This window comes from Clostridioides sp. ZZV14-6154 (assembly GCF_020657785.1).
Taxonomy (GTDB): domain Bacteria; phylum Bacillota; class Clostridia; order Peptostreptococcales; family Peptostreptococcaceae; genus Clostridioides.
The window spans coordinates 1-541 of record NZ_JAGWCY010000039.1; the positions used below are offsets into that span (position 1 = coordinate 1).

Genomic DNA, 541 nt, shown 5'->3' on the forward strand with positions numbered 1-541 from the left:
CGGTGGTTCGAATCCACCATCCTCCACCAAAAAAATGCGCGGATGTGGCGGAATTGGCAGACGCACTAGACTTAGGATCTAGCGCCATTGGCGTGGGGGTTCGACTCCCTTCATCCGCACCATTTTTTATTTAATTTATACATATTTATTGTGGGTGCATAGCTCAGCTGGATAGAGCAACGCCCTTCTAAGGCGTGTGTCCGGGGTTCGAATCCCTGTGCGCTCACCACATATATTGGGGATTAGCCAAGTCGGTAAGGCACATGACTTTGACTCATGTATGCGTAGGTTCAAGTCCTGCATCCCCAGCCATTAAATATTAAAGTAGGGTTCATTAGCTCAGCTGGCAGAGCACCTGACTCTTAATCAGGGTGTCCCGAGTTCGATCCTCGGATGAATCATTGGAAGTAAAATATGGAGAGGTGTCCGAGTGGTTTAAGGAGCTGGTCTTGAAAACCAGTGACTTCGAAAGGGGCCGTGGGTTCGAATCCCACCCTCTCCGCCAAATGCCCAGATAGCTCAGTCGGTAGAGCAGGGGACT

At 50.1% G+C, this 541-nt stretch carries 5 tRNA genes; all 5 read left to right on the forward strand.

Features of this window, described 5'->3' with window-relative positions:
• The first annotated feature begins 38 nt into the window (after nucleotides 1-38).
• The 5 genes from KGF45_RS19590 to KGF45_RS19610 all read left to right on the forward strand — a co-directional run bounded on the left by KGF45_RS19590 (nucleotide 39) and on the right by KGF45_RS19610 (nucleotide 505).
• Nucleotides 39-122 (forward strand) — tRNA-Leu (locus KGF45_RS19590).
• 30 nt (nucleotides 123-152) lie between these two features.
• Nucleotides 153-229: transfer RNA gene (locus KGF45_RS19595), tRNA-Arg, on the forward strand.
• Nucleotides 230-236: 7 nt separating this feature from the next.
• Nucleotides 237-312, forward strand: a tRNA-Gln gene (locus KGF45_RS19600).
• 16 nt (nucleotides 313-328) lie between these two features.
• Nucleotides 329-401: transfer RNA gene (locus KGF45_RS19605), tRNA-Lys, on the forward strand.
• Nucleotides 402-416: 15 nt separating this feature from the next.
• A tRNA-Ser gene (locus tag KGF45_RS19610) sits at nucleotides 417-505 on the forward strand.
• Nucleotides 506-541 lie beyond the last annotated feature (36 nt).